Consider the following 445-nt stretch of genomic DNA (forward strand, 5'->3'; position numbering starts at 1 on the left):
TCCCTGAAACTGCCGGCCATCGTCACCACCGACCTGCGTTTGAACGAGCCGCGCTACGCGTCCCTGCCAAACATCATGAAAGCCAAGAAGAAGCCTCTCGAGACGCTGACTCCGGACGCTTTGGGCGTTTCCACCGCCTCCACCAACAAGACCGTGAAAGTCGAAGCGCCTGCTGCACGCAGCGCGGGTATCAAGGTCAAGTCGGTGGCTGAACTGGTCGAGAAACTGAAAAACGAAGCGAAGGTAATCTGATCATGACTATCTTGGTAATCGCTGAACACGACAATAAAGTGCTGGCCCCGGCCACGCTGAACACCGTGGCTGCCGCTGCCAAAATCGGCGGCGACATCCACGTTCTGGTCGCCGGCCAGGGCGCGGGCGCCGTGGCTGAAGCCGCTGCGAAAATCGCGGGCGTGAGCAAAGTCCTGAATGCTGACAACGCCGC

At 59.8% G+C, this 445-nt stretch carries 1 protein-coding gene and 1 pseudogene; both read left to right on the forward strand.

Features of this window, described 5'->3' with window-relative positions:
- The coding region (locus ACM6IM_RS08620; protein WP_414864852.1) for an electron transfer flavoprotein subunit beta/FixA family protein at positions 1-252 on the forward strand (252 nt) is incomplete at its 5' end.
- A gap of 2 nt (positions 253-254) precedes the next feature.
- Positions 255-445 (forward strand): annotated as a pseudogene (locus tag ACM6IM_RS08625) (electron transfer flavoprotein subunit alpha/FixB family protein); the annotation flags it as partial.

It is taken from the genome of Pseudomonas sp. IT-P12 (assembly GCF_949767465.1).
Taxonomy (GTDB): Bacteria; Pseudomonadota; Gammaproteobacteria; order Pseudomonadales; family Pseudomonadaceae; genus Aquipseudomonas.